Raw genomic sequence first — 21,312 nt, 5'->3', positions numbered from 1 at the left:
ACCTATTATTTTCGTTAAAGGTCACAGCACATGTCTGCGCGCGAAGAACTTATCGTCTGTCATCTGGGCCGGACGGCGTACACGTCGGCCTGGAGTCTGCAGGAGGCAGTACAGGAGCGGTTGATTACGGCGAAGCGCAGCCCGGACGCCGATCCCGTGCCACACGTCTTGCTGCTTCTGGAGCACCCACACGTTTACACCCTGGGCAAGAGCGGGGATGCTGAGAATGTATTGATGTCGGAGGAGCGGCTTAACGAGCTGGGTGCGACGTTTCACCGCATTGGGCGAGGAGGCGACGTGACGTATCATGGCCCCGGCCAGCTTGTCGGCTATCCACTCCTTGACCTCGATCGCCTCTTTACTGATCTGGGGCGCTACCTGCGCACGCTCGAAGAGATCATCATTCGCACCTGTGCCGAGTGGTCTGTGACGGGGACCCGGGTCGACGGGCGGACGGGCGTGTGGGTGGGGCCGGATGAACGGGGGCTGGAGCGCAAGATCTGTGCGATGGGCGTGCGCTGCAGCCGCTGGGTCACGATGCACGGCTTTGCTATGAACGTGACGACAGACCTTGACTACTTCGATCACATTGTGCCGTGCGGCATCAAGGACCGAGGCGTAACCTCGCTGGCGGAAGAGACGGATGCTTCTGTAGAGATGGCGGCGGTGCGGGCGCCGATTGTTCGGCACTTCGAGGAGTTGTTTGAGGTGGACGTGACGGCGCTGCGTGGCAGTGAGGCCCGCGGCTTTCTTCGAGGGTTTGTCGATACTGCCGAGGCGTTGGAGTCGACGCTTCAGACGGCCGACGACTGACGACGGACGGGCGTGCGTGCCGCTGAGATCGTATCGAGCATATTTCCATGCGCCCACGCTCCCAGTCTCCCGCGCTCTTGCTCTTTCGTTGACCGGAGACGAAAGCGTCTCCAAGGCATTGAAGAAGCGACAGACGGGCGAGTCATCCGGGGGCACTCTCCTCTTCCGTAATTGCGTCCACGTCTACGGGCGGCAGGTCGTGGTACCAGTCGTGGTGTGGCGACCACTCATGGCACTGGTGACACTGCGTCTCGCGCCACACCGTGCCACACTTCGGACATTGACCGTGCGTGTCGAATGTGTGCCAGGAGTGCCCACACTCGCAGGTCCACCGGGCGCCGGCAGGCGGTTCCCACTCGCACTTTGGGCAGTAGATTTTCATTGGGCTCAGAGCATTGGGACGTAAGGAAGAAGGTGAATTGAACGGGGGGCATGTGCCCACTGTTCATCAGAAGTACACGCACGCTCCCTTTTTTAGCCTTGACTAATAAATCTGTTAGCTATATCCATATGACTAGATAGCCAGTCAAAACAAAATGATTCGTCGGATGTACCCTTTTCGGTGGACGACGACAATTGGAGTTGCACTCCTTGGATTGATGGCAATGACGCCTCGCGTTGCTTCGGCACAGGCGACCCTTTCCGGTCGCGTCACAGACGGGTCGGGGACGCCGATTCCGGGGGCCAACGTGTACGTGAAAGACTCGGACAGGGGCGGGGCCACAGGCGAGGATGGCCGCTACCGCCTCTCGTCAATCGCTCCTGGCACGCACACAGTCGTCGTGTCCGCCGTTGGGTTTCGAACGGTGGAAAAGCGCCTGACGCTGGAGGCGGGGACGGAGCAGAGGTGGAACGTATCGCTTCGGGCGACGGTGCTGCAGCGCGACGAGGTGGTCGTGACCGGCACGATGCGCGAGACCTACGTGAAGGAGTCGCCAGTGAAGGTGAGTGTCGTCGGAACGGAGCGCCTACAGCAGGGAAAAACGAGCGCCAATCTGATGGACCTGATCGGCAGCGTGAGTGGGCTCTCGACGCAGCTCAACTGCGGGGTGTGCGGCACGAACGCGATTCGGGTGAACGGCGTCGAGGGGGCCAACACCGCGGTGCTCATTGACGGCATGCCCATCATGGGGGCGCTGGCGTCGGTCTACGGACTCAACGGCATCAGCCCGTCCATCATCGACCAGGTGGAAGTCATCAAAGGGCCGCAGTCCACGCTCTATGGCACGCAGGCCCTGGGCGGGGTGGTGAACATCCTCACGAAGGATCCGGCGAACACCCCCACGATCTCCGCCGACGTGTATGGAACGAGCACGCGGGAAGGGAGCATCAACTTGGCAGCTTCGCCAGAGATCGGGCGGTTCAAGGGCTTTGTGAGCGGAAACGCCGTTCGGATGGAGAATTACGTCGACGAGAACGATGACGGCTTTGCCGACCAGGCGAAGCGGTCGCGGCTGGCTCTTTTCGGAAAGGGAACGCTTACCGGTGTGAACGGAGAGGAGCGGCTCAACGTGGCGGCCAAGCTCTACGCCGAGGACCGGACGGGTGGCCCGCCTACCTTTACCGACGACCTGCGGGGCTCGGACGAGGTGTACGGCGAGTCGATCTACACTCGTCGCGCCGAACTGTTGACGGAGTACCGGCCCTCGGGCCTCGACGAGCGGCTGCGCCTGCGCGGGGCGCTCACGTACCATAATCAGGATAGCTACTACGGCCCGGAGCACTACGTAGGGACGCAGAAAATCGCGTTCGGGCAGGCCACCTGGAGCCAGTCGGTGACCGAGGGGCTGGACCTGCTGATGGGAGCGAGTGCTCGATATGACATGTACGACGACAATACGCCGGCCACGACGGTAGCGGACCGACGCTTCATCCCCGGGGTGTTCGGGCAAGGGGAATTCTCATTGGGCGACGTGACAGTGTTGGGCGGGCTTCGTTTCGACCATCACGACGAGCACGGCGTCGTGACAGCGCCCCGCCTCTCGGCCAAGTACAGCCCCTCCGATCATACCACATTCCGCACCAGTGCCGGTACGGGCTTCCGAGTCGTGAACGTCTTCACCGAGGACCACGCGGCGCTTACCGGCTCCCGCGAGGTCGTGTTTGAGGAGGATCTGGACCCGGAGCGCTCTCGCAGCGTCACGGCCAGCGTAGAGCACATCCTCCCCTTCGGTACGAACCCGCTCACCGTGAGTGTGGACGGCTTCTACACGCGGTTCGCCAACAAGATTATTCCCAACTACGACCAGAATCCCGAGCTCATCGTCTACGAGAATCTCGATGGTGTTTCCGTGACCCGCGGGTTTTCGGTGAGGGTGGACCAGAACTTTACCACACTTCCCATCTCCTATGATGCGAGTATGACGCTCTCGGATGTTTATACGGAAGAGGACGGGGAACGGCAGGCGGTGACGTACGCGCCGGACTATATGGGCAACGTGGGGCTTTCGTACAACATCAATGCCATTGGGGCAACGGTGGAGTACACCGGCAGCCTCACCGGTCCGAAGCGGATGCCGGACCTCTACGTCGAGACCTACGGGCGCGATCGGTGGTCGCCCATGTTCACGACGCATGACCTCAAGCTCACGAAAGAATTTCTGGGCGTGAATGGGCCGTCGGGGGTGGGGGTTGACGCCTACCTCACGGTGGAAAACCTCTTCGACTACACGCAGGGGAGTCCGCTCGTGGGACAGGACGATCCGTTCGGGCGGCAGGACGACACGGTGTTCGACACCATCTACACCTGGGGGCCGATGGTCGGGCGCACGGTCTCGCTGGGCGTGCGGATGACCCTGCGGTAGCATTCCCGCGCTCCACTGCATTGGACGTATTTTGAAAATATCTCACTCCTCCCATGTCCGTTCAGGACGCTCTCGACATCCTGATTTTTTCGATCCGGGATGGATTCGTGCAGGTCAGCGCGTTCGTCGCTATGACCGTGCTGCTGTTCAGCTACGTACAGTATCGCACTGGGGGCCGAATCGTCACCTTCCTGAAGAACCACAAGCGAATGCAGCCCATCGCCGGGGCATTGCTTGGGCTTACTCCGGGCTGCGGCGGGGCGATTGTGGCGATGCCGCTCTACATCCGCGGCACGATCAGCTTCGGGTCCGTTGTGGCGACCCTTGGGGCCACGGCCGGCGACTCTGCTTTCGTGATTCTCGCGATCGCTCCCGGGGCTGGGGTGTACGCCTACGGGCTTGCGTTCATCACGAGTGTTCTGTTCGGATACGCCATCGACTATTGGGGGCTCGGCATTCGTCGCATCGACGACGCTGTCGAGCGCATCGCCGCGTCGATGAGCTCCGACGGGTTTGCCACCCCGAGCGTTGCCACGAGCGGCCCCAGCGTACGCCCCGCCGCTCTACAGTCGAGCGTTATCGACGGCAGTCCTGAATCCGGGGTGTCCCGTCAGGCCGTTCAGTCCGTCCCCTCCCTCGGGGACGGTCCGGCGGCGAATGGATGGGGGGGAGGCGGAACGGCTGCCGAAGACCTGTCCAATTCTGATTGTAGTGTCGGTTCTGTCTGTCCGGCACCGGCGACGAATGCGACATCGGAGGCGTCTTCTGCGCCGGACGGGTCGGCCGGCATGATGAGCACCATCAGTCACGGGGTGCATCTCCTCTGGTGGTTCGTTGCCGTGGCAGGGCTCGTGGCGGGCGTGATGTATCTGGTCCGGGGGGCTCCGGAAGTGGCTCTCGAATTCGCCCCGACCTTCTTTGGGCTTTTCACCGTCGCGGGGCTGTTGGGCACAGCGCTTTCGTTTTACCTCTACTTCGTCGGGCGCCAGTACATGGACGAGGGGGGCGGTCGGGTGCGCGAGCGCTTCGGGAGCGCGTACGAGACATTCGAGCACGCTGCCATGGAGACATCCATGGTTACGGTGTGGGTGATTGCCGGGTACCTCCTGTATGAGTACACCATGGGCGTCTTTTCTCTCGACCTCCGCGCGCTGTCCGCGGCCGCCGGTGTGTTTGCCCCCATGGCGGGGGCGGCCCTTGGTCTCGTGCCGGGCTGTACGCCGCAGATCATCTTTGCGCAACTCTACGCCGTCGAGGAGGTCATTCCGTTTTCTGCCCTCGTGGCCAACGCGATCAGCCAGGACGGCGATGCTCTGTTTCCGCTCATGGCAATCGACATGAAGGCGGCCATCGTGGCCACAATCTACACGACGATTCCGGCGCTTATCGTGGGCGTGCTCGTGCATTACTTCTGGCCTTTTGCCCGCTTTGGATTTGGGGTGATTGGGGGATGAATGACCGTCGGAGGTGGAAGCGACAGCGTCTGTTTCTCGGAGTCTTGCTTGCGATCCTGGTGGTGGGGAGGGCTCAGGGACAAGAAGAGAACTGGCACGACTTTGAGGAGGCGATGGCCCTCGCGGATTCGACCGGCCGTTTCGTGATGGTCGCCGTCTCCGCTCCGTGGTGCGGGTGGTGTCACAAGATGAGGAAGGAGGTCTATTCGAGCGAGGGCGTGCGCCAGTGTCTGGCGGACGACTTCGTGCGCACGCGCCTCAACCGCGACGACACGGACACGACGTACCGGTACAAGGGGCGACGCGTCACGCCCCGGCAGATTGCCTCCACGTTTCGGGCCGATGGGGTGCCTGCCACCGTCCTGCTTTCGCCACGAGGCGAGTACCTGCTCCACCTGTCGGGATTCATCGAATCGGAGCCGCTTCAGGCGGTGCTTGGGTTCGTGTCGGCGCGTGCCTATCGGCACACAACGCTTGCCGAGTATCGGACACAGACGGCGGCGCCGTGTGGGGAGCCGCGCCGTTCCGAGTGAGCCCCACACGACAATTTGAGGCTGATCCTCGGGGGGACTGACTCCTTTTCCGCCGATGATCATCTGAGGTGCAGTCGGAAACTACTTCCTCATTGACAAGCTTTATAGGATTGCGAGATTGTCCACCGGACGTGATGGATGCCCTTGTGTAGCGTCCTTGGAGTCCACCGACGCTACACAGAGAATATTGACCTTTGCAGAAGACGGTAAATCCAGTGCCGGGGTGTGTCGCTCCTGTGGTTAATCTCGCAAAGGCACATGGCTTTTCTGCTTCGGGGCGTCGTAACGGTGCCGGCTCCATCATGTCCGGAGACCAACGGCGTCCGAATCGGCGTTTGAATGCAAGACGAACACCCGCACCCTCACACCCTCCGGGCACGCCGCGGGAAGATGACAGACGAGCCGTCCCCGCATGATCAATGCCTTCGCGATCGATTGCTCACCAGCGAACCGACGATCCGATGAGCAGTTGGAATGCCGACCGCTCACGTCTCATCATGCTCCGGTGCCGTGCTCTCGTCCCCGATGCAGACCCGCGCTCCCGTGCTTCGTCCTCGCATCTTTGCTGAGGTGCCGTCGGTGACGGCCGGGGTAAGCACGCGGAAGGGCGGGGTCAGCGGAGCGCCGTACGACACTCTAAACCTGGGCCGCCACGTGGGCGACGACTCCAGCAGTGTTGAGGAGAACCGACGCCGCTTCTGCGCCGCGTTGGATGCCGATCCCGCCTGGCTGGCCACCGCCGGGCAGGTGCACGGGTCTACCGTTCGCGTCATCGAGGCCCCGCGCCACGAGCCATTCTGCGACGGGCTGGTGACGACCACGCCGGAACTGCTGCTTGCCATCGCAACGGCGGACTGTGCGGCAGTCCTTCTGGCGGATCCAGAGAACATCGTGGCGGGGGCGTGCCACGCTGGGTGGCGAGGGGCCGTGGCCGGCATTGTTGCTGATACCGTGGACCGGATGAAAGAAGAGGGCGCTGAGCCGGCGCAGATCCGGGCGTACGTGAGTCCCTGTCTTTCCCGATCGGCCTTTGAGGTGGGGCCGGAGGTGGCGGCCCGCTTTGACGATGCGTTCGTGTACCGTCGGGACGAGGAGGCACGGCCGCACGTTGACCTCAAGGCCGCCCTACGACACCAACTGGAGAGGGCGGGCGTGCCGGGCGACGGGATTGAGGTATCGGATCGCTGCACACTGTCGGATCCAGAGACATTCTTTTCGTACCGCGCCTCCGGCGGCACCACCGGGCGCATGTTCGGCGCGATCGTTCTTCGAAACTGATTCTTTTGTCTTTTCAGTGCCGGTTGTCGCATCCACCTACACGCCGCCGCCTCTCCTTTCCGGGGGACATCGACAAACGCTTTACGCCTCGCTCGTACGACGGGTCGATTTCACCTACGATCGTCGGGAGCGGGTTGACACGCCAGACGGCGATTTTCTGGACCTGGACTGGGCGGCGGCTCGGCCGAACGGCGCATCCGAGGAACGGGGGCGGGCGGTCATTCTCACGCACGGACTGGAGGGGAGTGCGGACGGGACCTATACGCGGGGCATGTCGCGGGCCTTTGTGCGACGGGGGTGGGACGTGTGTGCCTGGAATCTGCGCGGATGCAGTGGCGAGATAAACCGGACGGCTACCACCTACCACAGCGGGAAGACGGAAGACCTGGCATGCGTAGTGGCGCACATCTTCGAGCAGGGGTATTCCACCGTGGCCCTCATTGGGTTCAGTCTCGGCGGCAACCTCACGCTCAAGTACCTTGGGGAGCGCGGCGAGACGATCGACGACCGAATCTGTGGAGCGGTGGCCTTTTCCGTGCCCGTCGATCTGGAGGGGTCGTCTCACCAGATTGGACAGCTTTCAAACTGGCACTACACGCAGTACTTTCTTCGCACCCTCCGGCAGACGATTCGCCAGAAAGCAGAGCAGCATGCCGAGGTGAGTACCGATGCGCTCCGCCACGTCCGCACCCTGCGCGACTTCGACGACGCCTACACGGCGCCGCTCAACGGCTTTCGGGGCGCCGATGCGTACTACCGGGCGGCCAGCAGCAAGCCGCTTTTGTCAGACATCGCTGTGCCCACGCTTCTGGTGAATGCGGCGAACGATCCGTTTCTGAGTGAGACGTGCTACCCGACGGAAGCGGCGAACGGCCATTCCGAGTTCACGCTGGAGGTGCCGGAGAGTGGGGGACACGTCGGCTTCGTCCGCTTCACCGAGAATGGCGAATACTGGTCGGAGCGCCGTGCCGCCTCATTCCTGGCGACGGCACTTCAGCTTCAGAAAAAAGACGGCAGGCCCGACGTGGAGGAGCCCCTCGATCGCTGAGGCACGCATTGCGTGATGCGTAATGCATAATGCGCGAGGTCGCCCGTCGCTCCTCGCTCATGCTCCCGCGCTCCCATGCCCATCGGGCAAAACGGATGAAGAGTGGAGCGAAGCGATCAGCTCGAAATCGTCATCCCCCCGAAAGGACGCCCCACGCCAGCAGTCCCCAGCCCACGATGAAGGCGACGCCGCCAAACGGCGTGATGGCCCCGAGCCAGCCCGTATCGGTGAGGACGAGCACGTAGAGGCTGCCGGAAAAGATCAGAATGCCGGCGATGAAGCAGTAGCCGGCCCCATGCAAGAGGCCACCCCATCCCTGCGCGGCTGCCCAGCCCACGACGAGGAGCGCCAGTGCGTGGTACATCTGGTACGTCACGGCGGTGCGGAACGTCTCCAGCCGGTCCGGCGACACGCTATCTTCGAGCCCGTGCGCCCCGAACGCCCCGGCGGCGACGGCGAGCCCGGCAAAGATCGATCCGGCGGCAAGAAAGAAACGCGTCATGTGAAGGTATGCCTGAGTGCAACGAATCGAGGTATGGACAGGTGAATAGAGGGCTCAGCCGTCCATACCACCTCTCGTCCAAACATCCGACCCACAGGATTCGGACTATTCCTCCTCCTCCGGCGACTGATTGAGGAGCTCCTGCAGAAGCTCCACGTCCGATACGTCGCCATCTTCAGGGACCTCGGCCCGGTCGGCCTCGCCCCAGAGTCGCTCAATGCGATAGTGGTCGCGCCGCGACGGCAGGAAGACGTGCACGACGAGGTCGACGTAGTCGACTACAGCCCACCGGGCATGGTCGAGTCCCTCTCGTTTCCACGGCTGCTCGTCGCATTCTTCCTCAATTCGGTCGATGACCCCATTGGCGATGGCCCGGACCTGAAGGTCGGATTCGCCGGTGCCGATGACGAAGAAGTCCGCCATATTGCTCACGTCGCGCAGGTCGATTACCGTGATGTCTTTGGCCTTCTTTTCGGCCATGGCGTCTACGGCATGGGCCGCCAGCACGTGGCCGGGGTTGCGCGGAGGTTGACGGACGGAAGGGTCTGCAGTCGATGTTTGGTCGGGGGAAGCCATACACTTAGAGCATTGGTTGCGGGAATGAGTGACGGAGTACGGAGAACCGTTTTGCCTCCATCCCGGCTGGGAGGGAGGCTACTGCTGGTTGTGAAAGGGGTGAAGCTGTTTGTAGTCGTGCCCGATGATGACGGAGGCATCGAGGTAGTACTGGCGCCGAATTTCCTGTTCCACGCGATCGGGCGGAAGGCCCAGCGCTTCGGCGACTTTTCGGGCGGCCTCGGGGTCGCCCACACGATCGATGACGACGGAGCGTTTCTGGGTAAAGGTCTTGTAATTGCCCACGTCGACCACGTCGAACCCACGATCGCGGAGGTAGTGCGTCGTTTCGGCGGCAAGGCGATCGACGCCGACCCCGTTGCGCACCTCGACCTGAATAATGGATCCCACAAGGTTTGAGCCGCCGGGCGACCGCCGCGGATCGGGTTGGGGAATGAGCACGCGCGTGACGAGGCCATAGAGGAGCACCGCTACACACAGGCCGCCAATCGCCAGAGCGGCGTTTAAAAGGCCATTCCGAACGCGGGACCACGAAACCATAGACGAGAGAAGGGGCCAGGCGTGCCAACACAAAAGCGCGACATGCCCCGGGGCATGCCGCGCCGTGATGTAGCGAATCGATTCGTATCATCCAGCGCGGCTATTTTTTCCAGAAGAGATCGCCGGTCGCTGTGGGCGCGGTGATGCCGCGGCTGTAGGGGCTGTGATAGCCGTACGGACTCATGTATCGTCCGTAGGGACTCTGTTGAAACTGCATGCGCACCTGGAATTTATCGGAGGGCTTGTAGGCCACCTCCGCGTTGCGGATAAATACCCGTGCCTGCTGTTGTCCAAAGCCGCTCGTTTGGGTGAACGGATGCGACACGCTCACGTCCATGCGGGCGGCCCAGTCGGAGTTGAACTGCCACATCATGGAGTTCGTGTACATTCCCATTGAGGCCGACTGGCCACCGAAGGAGGAGAACGACGCCGAGTAGCTATGACTCATGCGAAAGTGCTCGGCTCCAAACAGCGACTGGAGGGCATTGGCGGCCGCCGACCCCGAGTCGTACAACTGGGTTTGCACCGACCGGTTTTGTTGGGCCGTTTCGCGGAGCTGGGCGTCCGCCGGGGCCGTAAGGCTCAGCGTGAGAACAAGGCACAAGAGCGGGAGCGCGGTTCGCATGGGAGCCGAAATCGTCTTTGGAGGGGAGGCAGGAAGAGGGACGTTACGAACACATCTCCGTCGTTTCACAATACCCCAAACGACTCGATTTGTTCGCGATTGACGTGAGGGGCGAATCCACGGCGGTGCCGAGGCGTGGGAGAGAACGGCACGACGGTCCCCGCCCCCCGACGGCTGGGAAATTCTTTCACTAGCTTCCCCGATTCATGCGTGTTCTCGGTCTTGAAAGTTCGTGTGACGATACCGCCGCCGCCGTGCTGGACGATGGCACTGTGCGGTCGAATATCATTTCCTCTCAGCACGACCTGCACGAAGAATATGGCGGCGTTGTGCCGGAACTGGCCTCGCGCGACCATCAGCGCCTCATTGTGCCCGTCGTGCAGAAGGCGCTGTCCGAGGCCGAGGTGGGGGCCGATACGCTGGACGCCGTAGCGGTGACATACGGGCCGGGGCTTCCCGGGTCCCTGCTCGTGGGGCTCAGTTTTGCGAAGGCGTTCGCCCGCGGCCTCAACGTGCCGTTGATTGGGGTCAACCATTTGGAGGGGCACCTATACTCGGGCGATTTTGCGTCGCCATCGCCCCCGCGTCCGTACCTCTGCCTCATCGTCTCCGGGGGACACACCGAGCTCGTTTACGTCGAGGAGGATTTTTCGTACACCGTGCTCGGGCGCACTCGCGACGACGCCGCCGGAGAGGCCTTCGATAAGATTGCTCAGCTTTTCGGGCTTTCGTATCCGGGAGGACCGGCCATCGATCAGCAGGCGGCAGGCGGCGATCCCACGTTTCACGACTTTCCCCGCACTCGGCTCGACAATCTCGATTTTTCGTTCAGTGGGCTCAAAACCTCAGTGCTCTACTACCTGCGCAACTTTTCGGACGCAGAGCGCGAACGGGTGCTCACGGAGCATCTCGACGATCTCTGCGCGTCGGTGCAGGCGGCGATTGTCGATGTCCTTGTGGGAGCGGTGCGCCGGGCTGCGGAGGAGACGGGCGCTGAGCACGTGGCCGTGGTGGGCGGCGTGGCGGCCAACCGAGAGTTGCGGCGCCGGGGGGCGGTCGTAGGGGCCGAAGAGGGATTCGAGGTGTACGTGCCCGACCTCTCGTATTGTATGGACAACGCGGCCATGATCGCGCATGCAGGAGCGCTCCGGATTGCGGCCGGCGACGAGCATTCTTCGACGCTAGACGTCGTGCCGCAGCTGCAGATTGAAGAGTGAGGCCGGGGGTTGGATCAGTGGGCGGTGCGTCCAGTTGGTTCTGTCTCCCGTACGCACTTGTCTACACCATCTCAGTTGTGATGTCGTCGGATCCGTCGAACGAGTCCGTCGGGCCGGTCCTGGTGTTTCAGGGCGACTCGATCACCGACACGGGCCGCCAGCGAACCAAGGCGGCGCCCAACGAGCCATCCGGTCTGGGGAGCGGCTACGCGGCACTCGTCGCCTCCACCTTGCTGGGCACACAGCCGAAGCGGGACTGGATCTGCTATAATCGGGGCGTAGGGGGCGATACGGTGCACGACCTCGCCGCTCGGTGGGAAGACGAGTGTCTGGCTCTGCAGCCGGATGTTTTGAGCATTCTCGTTGGGGTGAACGACTTCTGGTATACAGTTTCGGGAGAGCACGATGGCACGCCGGAGCGCTACGAGCACCAGTATCGTAGGCTCCTGGACCGAACCTGCAGTGCCCATCCGGACGTAACACTGGTAATTGGAGAGCCGTTTGCCCTTCCGGGAAGCTCGACTGTAGATGAGCAGTGGGCCCTGCACTTTGACGAGTACCGACAGGTCGCCCGGCGGGTTGCCGTCGACTACGGGGCCACATGGGTCCCGTACCAGTCCATGTTTGACGAGGCACTCGAAGAGGCCCCTGCCGCATACTGGGCCAGTGACGGCGTCCATCCAACTGCTGCGGGACACTACCGCATGGCCCAGGCGTGGCTTGCCGCCGTCCGTACGGGGGAACGCACAGCCGCTTTTGCATGATTTGTGACACTGAGCCCGGTCTCGATGCGAACACAGTCTCTTCTCGTACTGATTGCCGCCCTCGTGTTCGGAGTTGGGGCCGGCGTAGGTGGAGCGATCCTTTTCGGCCCGAATACCGGTTCCTACGATGGGAGTCGGGATCTCATCATTCCCAATGGCGCGTCGCTGGATCAGACCGTCGACTCGCTTCAGGCAGAAAACATCCTCGTTGTTCCCTCTACCTTTCGCCTGGTGGCCAGGGCCACGGGATGGGGCGCCCAGATTAAGCCGGGCCACTACCGCGTTGAGGCGCATACCTCCAACTATCGCCTGCTCGACAAACTGCGCCGCGGCCTTCAGGCCCCGGTGCGGGTAATTATTCCGCCCGGCTCCCGCCCGTCGACGGTAGCAAAGGTGATGGCAAATCGACTCGAGTTGGACGCCGATGCGTTCCTCAGCGCCCTTCGAGATACGAGTCTGGCACAAGAGGTTGGCACCACGCCGTCTCGCCTCTTCGGCTATATGCTTCCCGAAACCTATGAGTTTTACTGGCAGACACCCGCAGAAACGATTGTGCGCCGCATCAAGACGTCGTTCGACCGCTATTATGAGCGGCGCCTGGCCCCCGGGGCCGATAGCCTCGGGCTCACGAAGCGAGAGGTGGTAACCCTTGCGTCCATCGTGGAATGGGAGGCCTTACAGGATCAGGAGAAGCCCCGCATTGCCGGCGTGTATCTCAATCGGCTGGAACGGGGCTGGCGCCTACAGGCCGACCCGACGATCCAGTACGTGCTCATTCAGACGCGTGGAGAGCGGACAAGTCGCGTCCTGTACCGCGACCTAGAGATCGATCATCCGTACAATACCTACCAGATCGACGGGTTGCCGCCCGGGCCTATCACGAATCCATCTCCCTCCTCACTGCGGGCCGCCGTCAATCCGGAGCGGCACGAGTACTTTTACTTTGCCGCCGATGGAACGGGCGGACACACCTTCAGCCGCACGCTCCGAGAGCACAACCAAGCGGCGGAAGAGTATCACGAGATGATGGACCGCCGGGCCCGAGAGGCGGACGGCTCGTCGCGGTAGAGTACTGAGGCATGGCCGCGGTGGCAGCGGGACAGCCTGTCGGGGTCATCAAGACGCTGCGTCTTCGTCGGCGGCATCGGACGACGCGTCCTCCACAAACTTATACCCGATGCCGTACACCGTCCGAATGTAGGTTGGATCGTCGGGGTCGGGTTCGATTTTTTTGCGGAGGGACGCGACGTGACGGTCGATGGTCCGGGTGGTGATGTCGCCGCTGATGCCCCAGACGTCGCGGAGCAGCTGTTTGCGGCTCACAGTGCGGCCGCGATGGTTGATGAAGTACTCCAGGATGTCGAACTCCAGGTCCGTAAATTCGATCTCCTCCCCGTCCTTCGTAGCTGACTCGTCCGTGAAGTCGATTGTATAGTCGTCGAACGAGTACACGTCTCCCACATCCGGCATCTCATCGGGTTCACGGCTGCGCTGGAGGACAGCCCGTACCCGGGCGGCCAGCTCTTTCGCGTCGAACGGCTTGGTTACGTAGTCGTCGGCCCCCAGGTCGAAGCCCCGGAGCTTGTGTTTTGACTCCGACTTGGCCGTGAGCATGATAACGGGCGAGTCGACCCCCGCCTTGCGCGCCTCGCGCAGCACCTCGAACCCATCCTTGTCCGGCAGCATCACGTCCAGAAGCACAACGTCGTAGGGCGGAAGCATCGTCATTTGCTGCACGGCGTCCGCACCGTCCGTGACCCGCGTGACGTCGTAGCCTTTGATGGAGAAGAAGTCTTCGAGACCGGTGCCTACGTCCGGATCGTCTTCCACGATGAGTAGGCGGGCATTTTCGGTGTCCGTTGTGGGGCCGTTGGGCGGGGGCATAAGGGCAGAAGGGCGGTGAGCGGGCGATAGGAGGGCAAGTCGATAGAAGCAAAAACCCAGCCTGCCTGGATCGTAAAGCGTGGGTGCGATGGGGTTCCGGGGGCACGCACAACTGGCTCTTCGTTTGCCAGCACAGGCTACTCAGGATGAATCGTCGAGCCAGTGGGAGAGATCGCGGTCGATCAGGTCTTGGAGGCGGAGGATGTCGTCGCGGTATAAGGACTGTAGATGACGACGCACCTCGGGGGGCATGGAGGGACGACGTAGATTATGGTGTACCAGGTGCTGTTTCCAACGATGGAGGGTTTGGGAAATGTCGGAGAAGTGGGAGGAGAAAAATCGGGTCACTGAAGGGGGAAGGAGAGACTTGAGAGTGGGGCGAAGGCCCGCGTGGTAGAGCAGCCAGTGCAGCGATTCGAATTGAGGAATGCCGGAGGGGTTGTGCCGTTTTAAGATGTCCGGCTGAAAGGAAGGGGCTGCACCAAGAAAAGAAAAGAGATCTGAAAGGAGTGCGGAGGGAGTCTGAACGAGGTCTCGGAAGAGGCACACGTATATTTGGTCCTTAGGAAATACATCGTAGTACCGAGACAGTTGGTTATGGTAGAACCCAAAATTCTTGTATCCCCAGAAGTAACTCCAGCCCGCCTCCAGACGAGGCTCCTCTTTTGCAAGGGCCGTGGCGAAGTCCCGGTGCGGCTCACGTCCTTGCTTGATCATCATGAGAAAGTTTGAGTACGCCCGATCCACGGGGTTGCGTAAAACCGCGAGGAGTTTTGCGTCTGGCACGTGCTCCGCGATTCGGTGTGGAGCGTGTGGGTAGACGAGCGACGAAGGAGAGGCCTCGCCACGAACCGGTGCGTCTGTATTCTGAAAGAGGGTCTTGTATTCAGGCAGAGAGGTGATGGAGAGCCGGTTGCATCGTTCGTCGCCGGGGCCTTGGAAACACACGTCCTGCCCCTTAAATGCGAAAAAGTTTGGCTCCTTTAGAGGACTAACGAAAATCTCGGGATGCTGTCCGAGGTATTGATACAGCGACGTTGTCCCCGATTTAGCGGCACCGATCAGAAGGAAGGTGGGCAGGCAGGACATCCTAGCGGGAAGGTTGCACTGCGAAAAGGATGGAAGGGGTGAGACCAAGGCGCTTTTGCACGACGTGATGCAGCCACGCATTCCAAACGAGAGCCGAACCGGTCGTTGCAGCCGCGGCCCCCCAGAGTCCAAAATGGTGAATACAGATCGGCGTGATAACAAGATTGAGTACGGTCGTGATTCCGTACACACGTGTACTGTCTCGATGGTGACCTGTCATGTTGAGAAGATGGCCGACGGACCCGGTGCCGGCATTGATGAGGTGACTGAGGATGAGGAGGAGAAGAGGGGCTTGGGCCGTTTTAAACTCGGGACCGAAGATGTTGAGGAAAAGCGGGGCGCCGACGGCAATCAGAAGGGAAAAGACGAGCGTGGGCCAGAAGAGCCAGTGGGCGAGAGTTCGGACAAAACGGCGGAGCTTCCGGTTCTGATTATTCGCGTGAAGCCGGGCAAAGCGGGGCGCGGCCACGGCATTGACGGCGTTGAGGATGAAGCCTACGGGGGCAGCAACGGTGACGGCGGCCTGGTAGAGGCCCGCTGCCTGCATGTCGAGCATCCAGCCAACGAAGAGGAGGTCCGTCTTTCGGAGAAGCGTGGTAAAGCCGGTCACCAGGAGCAGGGGCATGGCGACGCGCAGCCAGCGCCGGGTCTCGAATTGGGGGGCGACCGATGGGCTTTCCACGGTGATCAGGCGACGAAAGGATATCCGTTGAACAGCCAAAATGGGAAGGAGCGCAATCCCGAACAGTGCCGTCACCGACGGGCCGCTCAGTACGCCGACCGGAAGCCACGCTAGCATCGCGATGCCGGTAATCATGATGCCGGGACGAAGCAACCGTGGAGCCGCATATGCAGCGGCAATTTGATCGGCGGCCCGGCACGCTTCGGTATAATAGCGGACGAGGGCAGAGAAGGGGAGGGCCCAGAACGCAATGAGAATGGCCTGTGTGGTAGGCCCGGATGGGACGAAGGGCAGTCCCCAGACGCCTGCTGTCACGAGCAGGCTCACCGCTACGCTTATGAGGAGTGTAAGACGTTCGCCCCGCTGGACAATTCCGTGCAGGGGCTTCCAGTTCTCCGATTGGAGGTAGGTGGGAATAAATCGGAGCGAGGCTTCTGGGAAGCCGAGTCCCACGGCGATGGAGAGGGTGGCGACCCAGGCGATGGCGTAGCTGTAGGTGCCGTACACGGTGGGGCCTGCCCATCGGGCCAGGAGGACATGGAGGACGAGACTGAGTCCGGCCCCCACCACACGCGTCATGAATACGAGGCTCGCGCCGCGGGCTGCGATTGATTGTCTCCATCGGCGGAGCAGGGTCCGTACATGCTGAAGCATAGGGCGCGTGGCGTCATCAACGGGAGTTGGGGGGACGGCTGGACATGAGTCTGTGAAACTTATATACTGACAGCAGGAAGTTCATTGGGCATCACCTCTGAGCGACGCGGTACGGGGCACTTTGACGGTTCTCCATCGACTACGCACGTCTTTATGAGCGATTGTATCATTCTCGGTGGGGGCATCACGGGCCTCGCTGCGGGCTATGCCTCCGGCCATCCTGTTTGTGAAGCACGGGAGGCGCCCGGGGGCATCTGCGCGTCGTACTATGTGGAGCCGGGCGGCACCGAGCGATTGCACGAACGTCCGGCGTCGTGCCCCACCTACCGGTTTGAAATCGGCGGCGGCCACTGGATCTTCGGTGGGCACCCGGCGGCCAAGCGTTTCATGCGCCGCTTGACGCCGATGCAGAAGTATGAGCGACAGTCGGCCGTGTACCTTCCCGAGCGGGATCTACGGGTGCCGTATCCCCTGCAGAATCACCTGAAGCGATTTGACGAAGCGCTTGCCGCGGATGCCCTCACCGACATGATCCACGCGCCGGACGAGCCGCGGCAGAAGATGAAGGACTGGCTCTACTGCAGCTTCGGCGAGACGCTCTGTGAGGTCTTTTTCGATCCCTTCCACGATCTCTACACGGCAGGACTCTACGAAGAGATTGCCCCGCAGGACCCGTACAAGTCGCCCGCCGACGTAGAGGACGTGGTGGAGGGGGCCTTCGGGCAGGCCAAGGAGGTCGGGTACAACGTCGAGTTTCTCTACCCGGAGGAGGGGCTGAATACGCTCATGCAGCGCCTCGCGAGCCAGTGCGATGTGCGATACGGCAAGCGGGCGGTGGACGTGGACGTGGAAACAAAGACGGTGGCCTTCGAGGACGGCGCCACGGAGAGGTACGACCGTCTCGTCTCGACGCTGCCCCTCAACGAGATGATGGAGATGACGGACCTGTCGGTGCCGTCGCGGCCCGATCCGCACACGTCCGTTCTCGTCCTGAACGTGGGAGCCGTGCGCGGTCCCGAGTGTCCCGAGGATCACTGGATCTACGTTCCGCAAAGCGAGTCCGGCTTTCACCGGGTCGGCTTCTACTCGAACGTAGAAGAGGACTTTCTCCCGGACGGGTTGGACGACCGTGTGAGCATCTACGTGGAGCGCGCGTATCGGGGCGGCGAGAAGCCGTCGGCTGATGAGGTGGACCAGTACGCGGCGTCGGTCGTGGACGAGTTGACGCGATGGGGATACATTGAGGAGGCGGAGGTTGTGGATCCGACGTGGATCGACGTGGCCTACACGTGGTCCTGGCCACAGTCGACCTGGAAAGAGGAGGCCCTGAGCGTCCTGGACGATCACGACATTCTCATGGTCGGGCGCTATGGACGGTGGGTCTTTCAGGGCATCGCAGAGTCCCTGCAGGATGGTTTATTCGTCGGAGGGACGGTGCGCAAATGACTGATTCTGCCTCCCCGTCCGCTGAACCGAGGGTCGCTGCCGTGGTGGTGACCTACAATCGCAAGACGCTTCTGCGGCAGTGCCTGGAGGCCCTGCAGAATCAGACGCACCCGGTGGCAGAGATCATCGTCGTCGACAACGCGAGCACTGATGGCACCGCGGCGATGGTGCGGGCCGACTTCCCGGAGGTGACCTTGCAGTCGCTGGAGGAGAACCAGGGCGGGGCGGGCGGCTTTCACGAGGGGATGACGGCGGCAGTGGCGCAGGACGTAGACTGGGTTTGGGTCATGGACGACGACGCGGAGCCAGCAGAGACGGCGCTGGAGATGCTTTTCGATTCAGGAGTGCATTCGGCCCCCGATACGGTGGCACTAAGTCCCCTGAAGCGGTTTCCATCGGGGCGGCCGCAGTACGACCAGGCCGGCTGGTACGATCCGGTGCGCGCCGAGGTCGAGCCCGTTGCGGCTGCCGACGAGGACTGCACGGAAATCTCCTATGCGGCCTTCGTCGGACTCCTCTGTCGTGTGGATGTCGTGCACCGGGTAGGACTTCCGGCGGCGGACTTTTTCCTGTGGTACGACGACGTGGAGTATTGTCTTCGTCTCGCAAGCGAAGGACGCATCTACCTGGTGCGGAGTAGCCGAGTTACACACCACGTATCCGAAGAGAGGCGAAGCCAGGAGAAGGGCGAGGCCAAGCCCTGGCGGTATTTCAAATTGAGCTACTACTGGCGATATTACTACGGATACAGAAATCGCCTTCTCATCCTCCGTCGGCACGTTTCGTCCGCCCCCCAGCGGATGCGGGGATACGCGCGGGTGCTTTTCCGGGGACTCCGAAGTGCCGGGTCGGTGTTCCTGTACAGCTCCCACAAGTGGGGAAAGCTCCAGATCCTGTTCTGGGGAATCGTTGACGGCTTGACGGGGCGGACGGGAAAGCGGGTCGATCCGGAGCATTATCTCGACGCCTCCTCGGAGTGATCCCGCTTGCCCGTTGCACTGCCGACTCATTAGGGCATTCAGAATCGTGATGTCGATCTCGTCATCGGAACCGTCACCTGAGCAGCCCGAATCTGCTACGGTCGCTGCGATTGTGGTTACCTACGAGCGCAAGGCGCTCTTGCGGCAGTGCCTGGAGGCCCTGCAGAACCAGACGCACCCGATTGCAGAGATCATCGTCGTCGACAACGCGAGCACTGATGGCACCGCGGCGATGGTGCGGGCCGACTTCCCGGAGGTGACCCTGCGGGTGCTCGACGAGAACCGGGGTGGGGCAGGTGGCTTCCACGAAGGGATGAAGCAGGCAGTGTCGCGGGACGTGGAGTGGATGTGGGTGATGGATGATGATGCCGAGCCGAATCCCGACGCTCTCGAACGGCTCTTTTCATCGGGGCGTCATCGCGAAGAGAAGACAGCGGGACTCGCGTCGCTACGTGTAAATCCAGATGGGACGATTCAGAAGGGCTCAGTCGGGTGGTACGCGCCGTTTCGTATGACCTATGACCGAGTGTCTGGGACGGGGAGTGGAGTAGAAAAAATTGGTTACGCTACCTTTGTGGGGTTGATGGTCCGCGCACAGGCCGTTCGCGATGTCGGATTGCCGGAAGCCGACTTTTTTATCCGGTCTGACGACAACGAATACGTGCTTCGGCTGTCGAATTGGGGGCACGTGTATCTGGTGCGAGATAGCCGCATCGTCCATCACGACGCGTCGGAGAGTAAGGACATTCCCACGTCCCTTTGGGCTCGGTTCTGGGGGGAGCGGCCCATCGACAGTTACTGGCGACGCTACTACCTCCTTCGAAATGAGCTTCTGATTGTGCGCAAGCATGCTCAAACCCGACGGCAGCGCTGGAGGGGATATGTGGTGGGGCTGTATCGTTTCCTGCGGAGTGTCGTAGCGGTGCTGTGTCTCGATGATCACAAGTGGCTGCGGGTCACCGTTCTTGCCCGAGCCTTCTGGCACGGCATTTCGGGCCGTTCAGGGAAATACTATGATCCCAAACAGTTTCCCTCCACGCACTGACTTTTCTGATCACGGGCTTTTGGGACCGGCCCCTTCTTAGAGACTGTTTTGATTTTTGGCCGGAGTGAAAATCGCAGAGGTGTTTCGCCGACCTGAGGGGACCGTTCATAGTTCGGAAGCCCCTAACACAGAGAGATTTCGACGACCTGCGGTCGTTACGCTCAGCCTGAAATGCGATCGTGTGAAATCAAAACAGTCTCTTAGATCTTAGATGCAGCGTTCAGACAAGCGCATCGTACATATCACGACCGTGCATCATCCTCAAGATCCGAGGATCGTCCGGAAGGAGCTCTGCACGTTGGCGGAGGCTGGGTACGATGCGTACCTGATTGCCCAGAATGGTACGTCGGAAGAGAGCGAGAAATTCACCCTCCGGGCACTGACCGAGGGAGCCGGGTGGGGGCATCGTCTTCTTCTTCAATGGGAGGCCTATCGCGAAGCCGTGGCGCTCGACGCCGACTGCTACCACGTCCATGATCCGGAGCTCCTTCCGCTTGCTCGCTTGCTCCAGCGACAGACACAAGGGCAGATCATCTACGACATGCATGAAGACTACCGATGGCACGGGCCCATTGTGGGGCGGCTGATTCGGGGACTGGAGCGATGGTGCTTTCGGTGGGTCGATCACGTAGTGGTGGCCAACGCACCGCACCTTTCCATTGTGGAGACGGAGGAGGTGCCGACCACGCGGATCGCCAATTACTACAAGCCTCTTGATCGGAAACAAGACCAGCAGGGTGCGGAGGAGCAGCGGGCGCCGTGCTCCCTTCCGAGGTCAGGACCGATTCGGACACTCTACACAGGCGTTATGGGCGATGGGGGAGGACGAGGGCTTTCGCAACTGATCGATCTGGCGGGGCACATGAAGGCCGGCGGTCTGGATGCACGACTTCGGTTGGTCGGTGTGTGCTACGTCGAGGCGTCCCGTCGTCGGGCGGAGCGACGCATTCGACGAGAGGGTCTTGGCGACGTGGTCGAGCGCGTGGGGTGGGACACGTACGTCCCGTGGAACCAGCTCGTCCAGCACTATGCGGAGGCGCACGTAGGCGTTGTCTTGGGCACGGACCACCCGAATCAGGTCGAAAAGATCCCGACGAAGTTTTACGAATACCTGCACTACGGCCTCCCCATCCTCTGCACCGATTTTCCGGTGTGGCGTCGCTTTGTCGAAACGCATGAGTGTGGAGCAGTAGTGCCCTCCAACGAGCCCCGACAGGCCCTCGACGTAATTCAGCATTGGCACCAGCACCCAGGGGAGTATCGGAAACGATCCGAGGCTGCGCTACAGGCGGCGCAGGCGTATCGGTGGGAGATCATGGGACGGCGCCTTGTGCAGCTGTACGATGGTCTTCTCCGGAGCACTGGGTGAGCGCGCCGA

21 protein-coding genes are annotated in these 21,312 nt (G+C 61.7%); 13 read left to right on the top strand and 8 right to left on the bottom strand.

Going from position 1 to position 21,312, the window contains the following annotated elements; all coding sequences use genetic code 11:
* The first annotated feature begins 30 nt into the window (after positions 1–30).
* Positions 31–813, top strand: a complete 783-nt coding sequence (gene lipB / locus BSZ35_RS09420) for a lipoyl(octanoyl) transferase LipB (RefSeq protein WP_105012197.1) — start codon at positions 31–33, stop codon at positions 811–813.
* A 142-nt stretch (positions 814–955) separates the two neighbouring features.
* Here the strand turns inward: lipB and BSZ35_RS09415 are convergent, their stop codons facing one another.
* Entirely contained in the window at positions 956–1,195 is a 240-nt protein-coding gene (locus BSZ35_RS09415; protein WP_105012196.1) for a hypothetical protein, read from the bottom strand.
* Positions 1,196–1,418: 223 nt separating this feature from the next.
* Between BSZ35_RS09415 and BSZ35_RS09410 the strand changes: the two genes are divergently transcribed.
* The 5 genes from BSZ35_RS09410 (at position 1,419) to BSZ35_RS09390 (ending at position 7,930) form a co-directional block, all read left to right on the top strand.
* Entirely contained in the window at positions 1,419–3,617 is a 2,199-nt protein-coding gene (locus tag BSZ35_RS09410) for a TonB-dependent receptor (RefSeq protein WP_258096171.1), read from the top strand.
* A gap of 53 nt (positions 3,618–3,670) precedes the next feature.
* Positions 3,671–5,071, top strand: coding sequence for a putative manganese transporter (locus BSZ35_RS09405; RefSeq protein WP_105012195.1), 1,401 nt, complete (start codon positions 3,671–3,673; stop codon positions 5,069–5,071).
* Positions 5,068–5,604, top strand: a complete 537-nt coding sequence (locus BSZ35_RS09400; protein WP_105012194.1) for a thioredoxin family protein — start codon at positions 5,068–5,070, stop codon at positions 5,602–5,604. The genes BSZ35_RS09405 and BSZ35_RS09400 overlap by 4 nt, the downstream gene beginning before the upstream one ends.
* Before the next feature lie 474 nt (positions 5,605–6,078).
* Positions 6,079–6,882 (top strand): peptidoglycan editing factor PgeF, encoded by an 804-nt coding sequence (pgeF, locus tag BSZ35_RS09395; protein ID WP_105012193.1) that lies wholly within the window; start codon positions 6,079–6,081, stop codon positions 6,880–6,882.
* A 16-nt stretch (positions 6,883–6,898) separates the two neighbouring features.
* Positions 6,899–7,930 carry an alpha/beta fold hydrolase gene (locus tag BSZ35_RS09390; protein WP_105012192.1) on the top strand — a complete coding sequence of 344 codons (1,032 nt, stop codon included), beginning with the start codon at positions 6,899–6,901 and terminating at the stop codon, positions 7,928–7,930.
* 130 nt (positions 7,931–8,060) lie between these two features.
* On the opposite strand, the gene BSZ35_RS09385 is transcribed toward BSZ35_RS09390, so the two are convergent.
* The 4 genes from BSZ35_RS09385 to BSZ35_RS09370 all read right to left on the bottom strand — a co-directional run bounded on the left by BSZ35_RS09385 (position 8,061) and on the right by BSZ35_RS09370 (position 10,173).
* A complete protein-coding gene (locus BSZ35_RS09385; protein ID WP_105012191.1) occupies positions 8,061–8,432 on the bottom strand; it encodes a DUF423 domain-containing protein in 372 nt (123 codons plus the stop codon).
* 105 nt (positions 8,433–8,537) lie between these two features.
* A complete protein-coding gene (rsfS, locus tag BSZ35_RS09380) occupies positions 8,538–9,008 on the bottom strand; it encodes a ribosome silencing factor (protein WP_105012190.1) in 471 nt (156 codons plus the stop codon).
* Positions 9,009–9,086: 78 nt separating this feature from the next.
* Complete coding sequence (locus BSZ35_RS09375; RefSeq protein ID WP_105012189.1) at positions 9,087–9,548, bottom strand: LytR C-terminal domain-containing protein; 462 nt, start codon at positions 9,546–9,548, stop codon at positions 9,087–9,089.
* Positions 9,549–9,648: 100 nt separating this feature from the next.
* Positions 9,649–10,173 (bottom strand): hypothetical protein, encoded by a 525-nt coding sequence (locus tag BSZ35_RS09370; RefSeq protein ID WP_105012188.1) that lies wholly within the window; start codon positions 10,171–10,173, stop codon positions 9,649–9,651.
* Between the two features lie 206 nt (positions 10,174–10,379).
* Here BSZ35_RS09370 and tsaD point away from each other — a divergent pair, with 206 nt between their 5' ends.
* From tsaD to mltG, 3 genes are all read left to right on the top strand, one after another.
* Positions 10,380–11,390 (top strand): tRNA (adenosine(37)-N6)-threonylcarbamoyltransferase complex transferase subunit TsaD, encoded by a 1,011-nt coding sequence (tsaD, locus tag BSZ35_RS09365; RefSeq protein ID WP_105012187.1) that lies wholly within the window; start codon positions 10,380–10,382, stop codon positions 11,388–11,390.
* An 80-nt stretch (positions 11,391–11,470) separates the two neighbouring features.
* Positions 11,471–12,154, top strand: coding sequence for an SGNH/GDSL hydrolase family protein (locus BSZ35_RS09360; RefSeq protein ID WP_105012186.1), 684 nt, complete (start codon positions 11,471–11,473; stop codon positions 12,152–12,154).
* A gap of 24 nt (positions 12,155–12,178) precedes the next feature.
* Positions 12,179–13,222, top strand: a complete 1,044-nt coding sequence (gene mltG / locus BSZ35_RS09355; RefSeq protein ID WP_105012185.1) for an endolytic transglycosylase MltG — start codon at positions 12,179–12,181, stop codon at positions 13,220–13,222.
* A gap of 48 nt (positions 13,223–13,270) precedes the next feature.
* On the opposite strand, the gene BSZ35_RS09350 is transcribed toward mltG, so the two are convergent.
* From BSZ35_RS09350 to BSZ35_RS09340, 3 genes are all read right to left on the bottom strand, one after another.
* Positions 13,271–14,038 carry a response regulator transcription factor gene (locus BSZ35_RS09350; protein WP_105012184.1) on the bottom strand — a complete coding sequence of 256 codons (768 nt, stop codon included), beginning with the start codon at positions 14,036–14,038 and terminating at the stop codon, positions 13,271–13,273.
* Between the two features lie 141 nt (positions 14,039–14,179).
* Entirely contained in the window at positions 14,180–15,127 is a 948-nt protein-coding gene (locus tag BSZ35_RS09345) for a sulfotransferase (protein WP_105012183.1), read from the bottom strand.
* A 1-nt stretch (position 15,128) separates the two neighbouring features.
* Positions 15,129–16,463, bottom strand: coding sequence for an oligosaccharide flippase family protein (locus tag BSZ35_RS09340; RefSeq protein ID WP_105012182.1), 1,335 nt, complete (start codon positions 16,461–16,463; stop codon positions 15,129–15,131).
* Positions 16,464–16,616: 153 nt separating this feature from the next.
* Here BSZ35_RS09340 and BSZ35_RS09335 point away from each other — a divergent pair, with 153 nt between their 5' ends.
* The 4 genes from BSZ35_RS09335 to BSZ35_RS09320 all read left to right on the top strand — a co-directional run bounded on the left by BSZ35_RS09335 (position 16,617) and on the right by BSZ35_RS09320 (position 21,303).
* A complete protein-coding gene (locus BSZ35_RS09335) occupies positions 16,617–17,909 on the top strand; it encodes an FAD-dependent oxidoreductase (RefSeq protein WP_105012181.1) in 1,293 nt (430 codons plus the stop codon).
* Positions 17,906–18,889 carry a glycosyltransferase family 2 protein gene (locus BSZ35_RS09330; RefSeq protein WP_105012180.1) on the top strand — a complete coding sequence of 328 codons (984 nt, stop codon included), beginning with the start codon at positions 17,906–17,908 and terminating at the stop codon, positions 18,887–18,889. The genes BSZ35_RS09335 and BSZ35_RS09330 overlap by 4 nt, the downstream gene beginning before the upstream one ends.
* Before the next feature lie 49 nt (positions 18,890–18,938).
* The gene (locus tag BSZ35_RS09325; RefSeq protein WP_105012179.1) at positions 18,939–19,934 is read left to right on the top strand and encodes a glycosyltransferase family 2 protein; all 996 of its coding nucleotides are present in this window, start codon (positions 18,939–18,941) and stop codon (positions 19,932–19,934) included.
* A 211-nt stretch (positions 19,935–20,145) separates the two neighbouring features.
* Positions 20,146–21,303: a glycosyltransferase gene (locus tag BSZ35_RS09320; RefSeq protein WP_105012178.1), complete on the top strand. Its 1,158-nt coding sequence runs from the start codon at positions 20,146–20,148 to the stop codon at positions 21,301–21,303.
* The last annotated feature ends 9 nt before the right edge of the window (positions 21,304–21,312 follow it).

Source organism: Salinibacter sp. 10B (assembly GCF_002954405.1).
Lineage (GTDB): Bacteria > Bacteroidota > Rhodothermia > Rhodothermales > Salinibacteraceae > Salinibacter.
This window is presented reverse-complemented; position numbering and strand designations above follow the sequence as displayed.

Excerpts from the sequence above, each read along its gene's own strand:
- lipB (WP_105012197.1), top strand. The coding sequence starts at position 31 with ATGTCTGCGCGCGAAGAACTTATCGTCTGTCATCTGGGCCGGACGGCG.
- BSZ35_RS09415 (WP_105012196.1), bottom strand. The coding sequence starts at position 1,195 with ATGAAAATCTACTGCCCAAAGTGCGAGTGGGAACCGCCTGCCGGCGCC.
- BSZ35_RS09410 (WP_258096171.1), top strand. The coding sequence starts at position 1,419 with ATGACGCCTCGCGTTGCTTCGGCACAGGCGACCCTTTCCGGTCGCGTC.
- BSZ35_RS09405 (WP_105012195.1), top strand. The coding sequence starts at position 3,671 with ATGTCCGTTCAGGACGCTCTCGACATCCTGATTTTTTCGATCCGGGAT.
- BSZ35_RS09400 (WP_105012194.1), top strand. The coding sequence starts at position 5,068 with ATGAATGACCGTCGGAGGTGGAAGCGACAGCGTCTGTTTCTCGGAGTC.
- pgeF (WP_105012193.1), top strand. The coding sequence starts at position 6,079 with ATGCCGACCGCTCACGTCTCATCATGCTCCGGTGCCGTGCTCTCGTCC.
- BSZ35_RS09385 (WP_105012191.1), bottom strand. The coding sequence starts at position 8,432 with ATGACGCGTTTCTTTCTTGCCGCCGGATCGATCTTTGCCGGGCTCGCC.
- rsfS (WP_105012190.1), bottom strand. The coding sequence starts at position 9,008 with ATGGCTTCCCCCGACCAAACATCGACTGCAGACCCTTCCGTCCGTCAA.
- BSZ35_RS09375 (WP_105012189.1), bottom strand. The coding sequence starts at position 9,548 with ATGGTTTCGTGGTCCCGCGTTCGGAATGGCCTTTTAAACGCCGCTCTG.
- BSZ35_RS09370 (WP_105012188.1), bottom strand. The coding sequence starts at position 10,173 with ATGCGAACCGCGCTCCCGCTCTTGTGCCTTGTTCTCACGCTGAGCCTT.
- tsaD (WP_105012187.1), top strand. The coding sequence starts at position 10,380 with ATGCGTGTTCTCGGTCTTGAAAGTTCGTGTGACGATACCGCCGCCGCC.
- BSZ35_RS09360 (WP_105012186.1), top strand. The coding sequence starts at position 11,471 with ATGTCGTCGGATCCGTCGAACGAGTCCGTCGGGCCGGTCCTGGTGTTT.
- mltG (WP_105012185.1), top strand. The coding sequence starts at position 12,179 with ATGCGAACACAGTCTCTTCTCGTACTGATTGCCGCCCTCGTGTTCGGA.
- BSZ35_RS09350 (WP_105012184.1), bottom strand. The coding sequence starts at position 14,038 with ATGCCCCCGCCCAACGGCCCCACAACGGACACCGAAAATGCCCGCCTA.
- BSZ35_RS09345 (WP_105012183.1), bottom strand. The coding sequence starts at position 15,127 with ATGTCCTGCCTGCCCACCTTCCTTCTGATCGGTGCCGCTAAATCGGGG.
- BSZ35_RS09340 (WP_105012182.1), bottom strand. The coding sequence starts at position 16,463 with ATGCTTCAGCATGTACGGACCCTGCTCCGCCGATGGAGACAATCAATC.
- BSZ35_RS09335 (WP_105012181.1), top strand. The coding sequence starts at position 16,617 with ATGAGCGATTGTATCATTCTCGGTGGGGGCATCACGGGCCTCGCTGCG.
- BSZ35_RS09330 (WP_105012180.1), top strand. The coding sequence starts at position 17,906 with ATGACTGATTCTGCCTCCCCGTCCGCTGAACCGAGGGTCGCTGCCGTG.
- BSZ35_RS09325 (WP_105012179.1), top strand. The coding sequence starts at position 18,939 with ATGTCGATCTCGTCATCGGAACCGTCACCTGAGCAGCCCGAATCTGCT.
- BSZ35_RS09320 (WP_105012178.1), top strand. The coding sequence starts at position 20,146 with ATGCAGCGTTCAGACAAGCGCATCGTACATATCACGACCGTGCATCAT.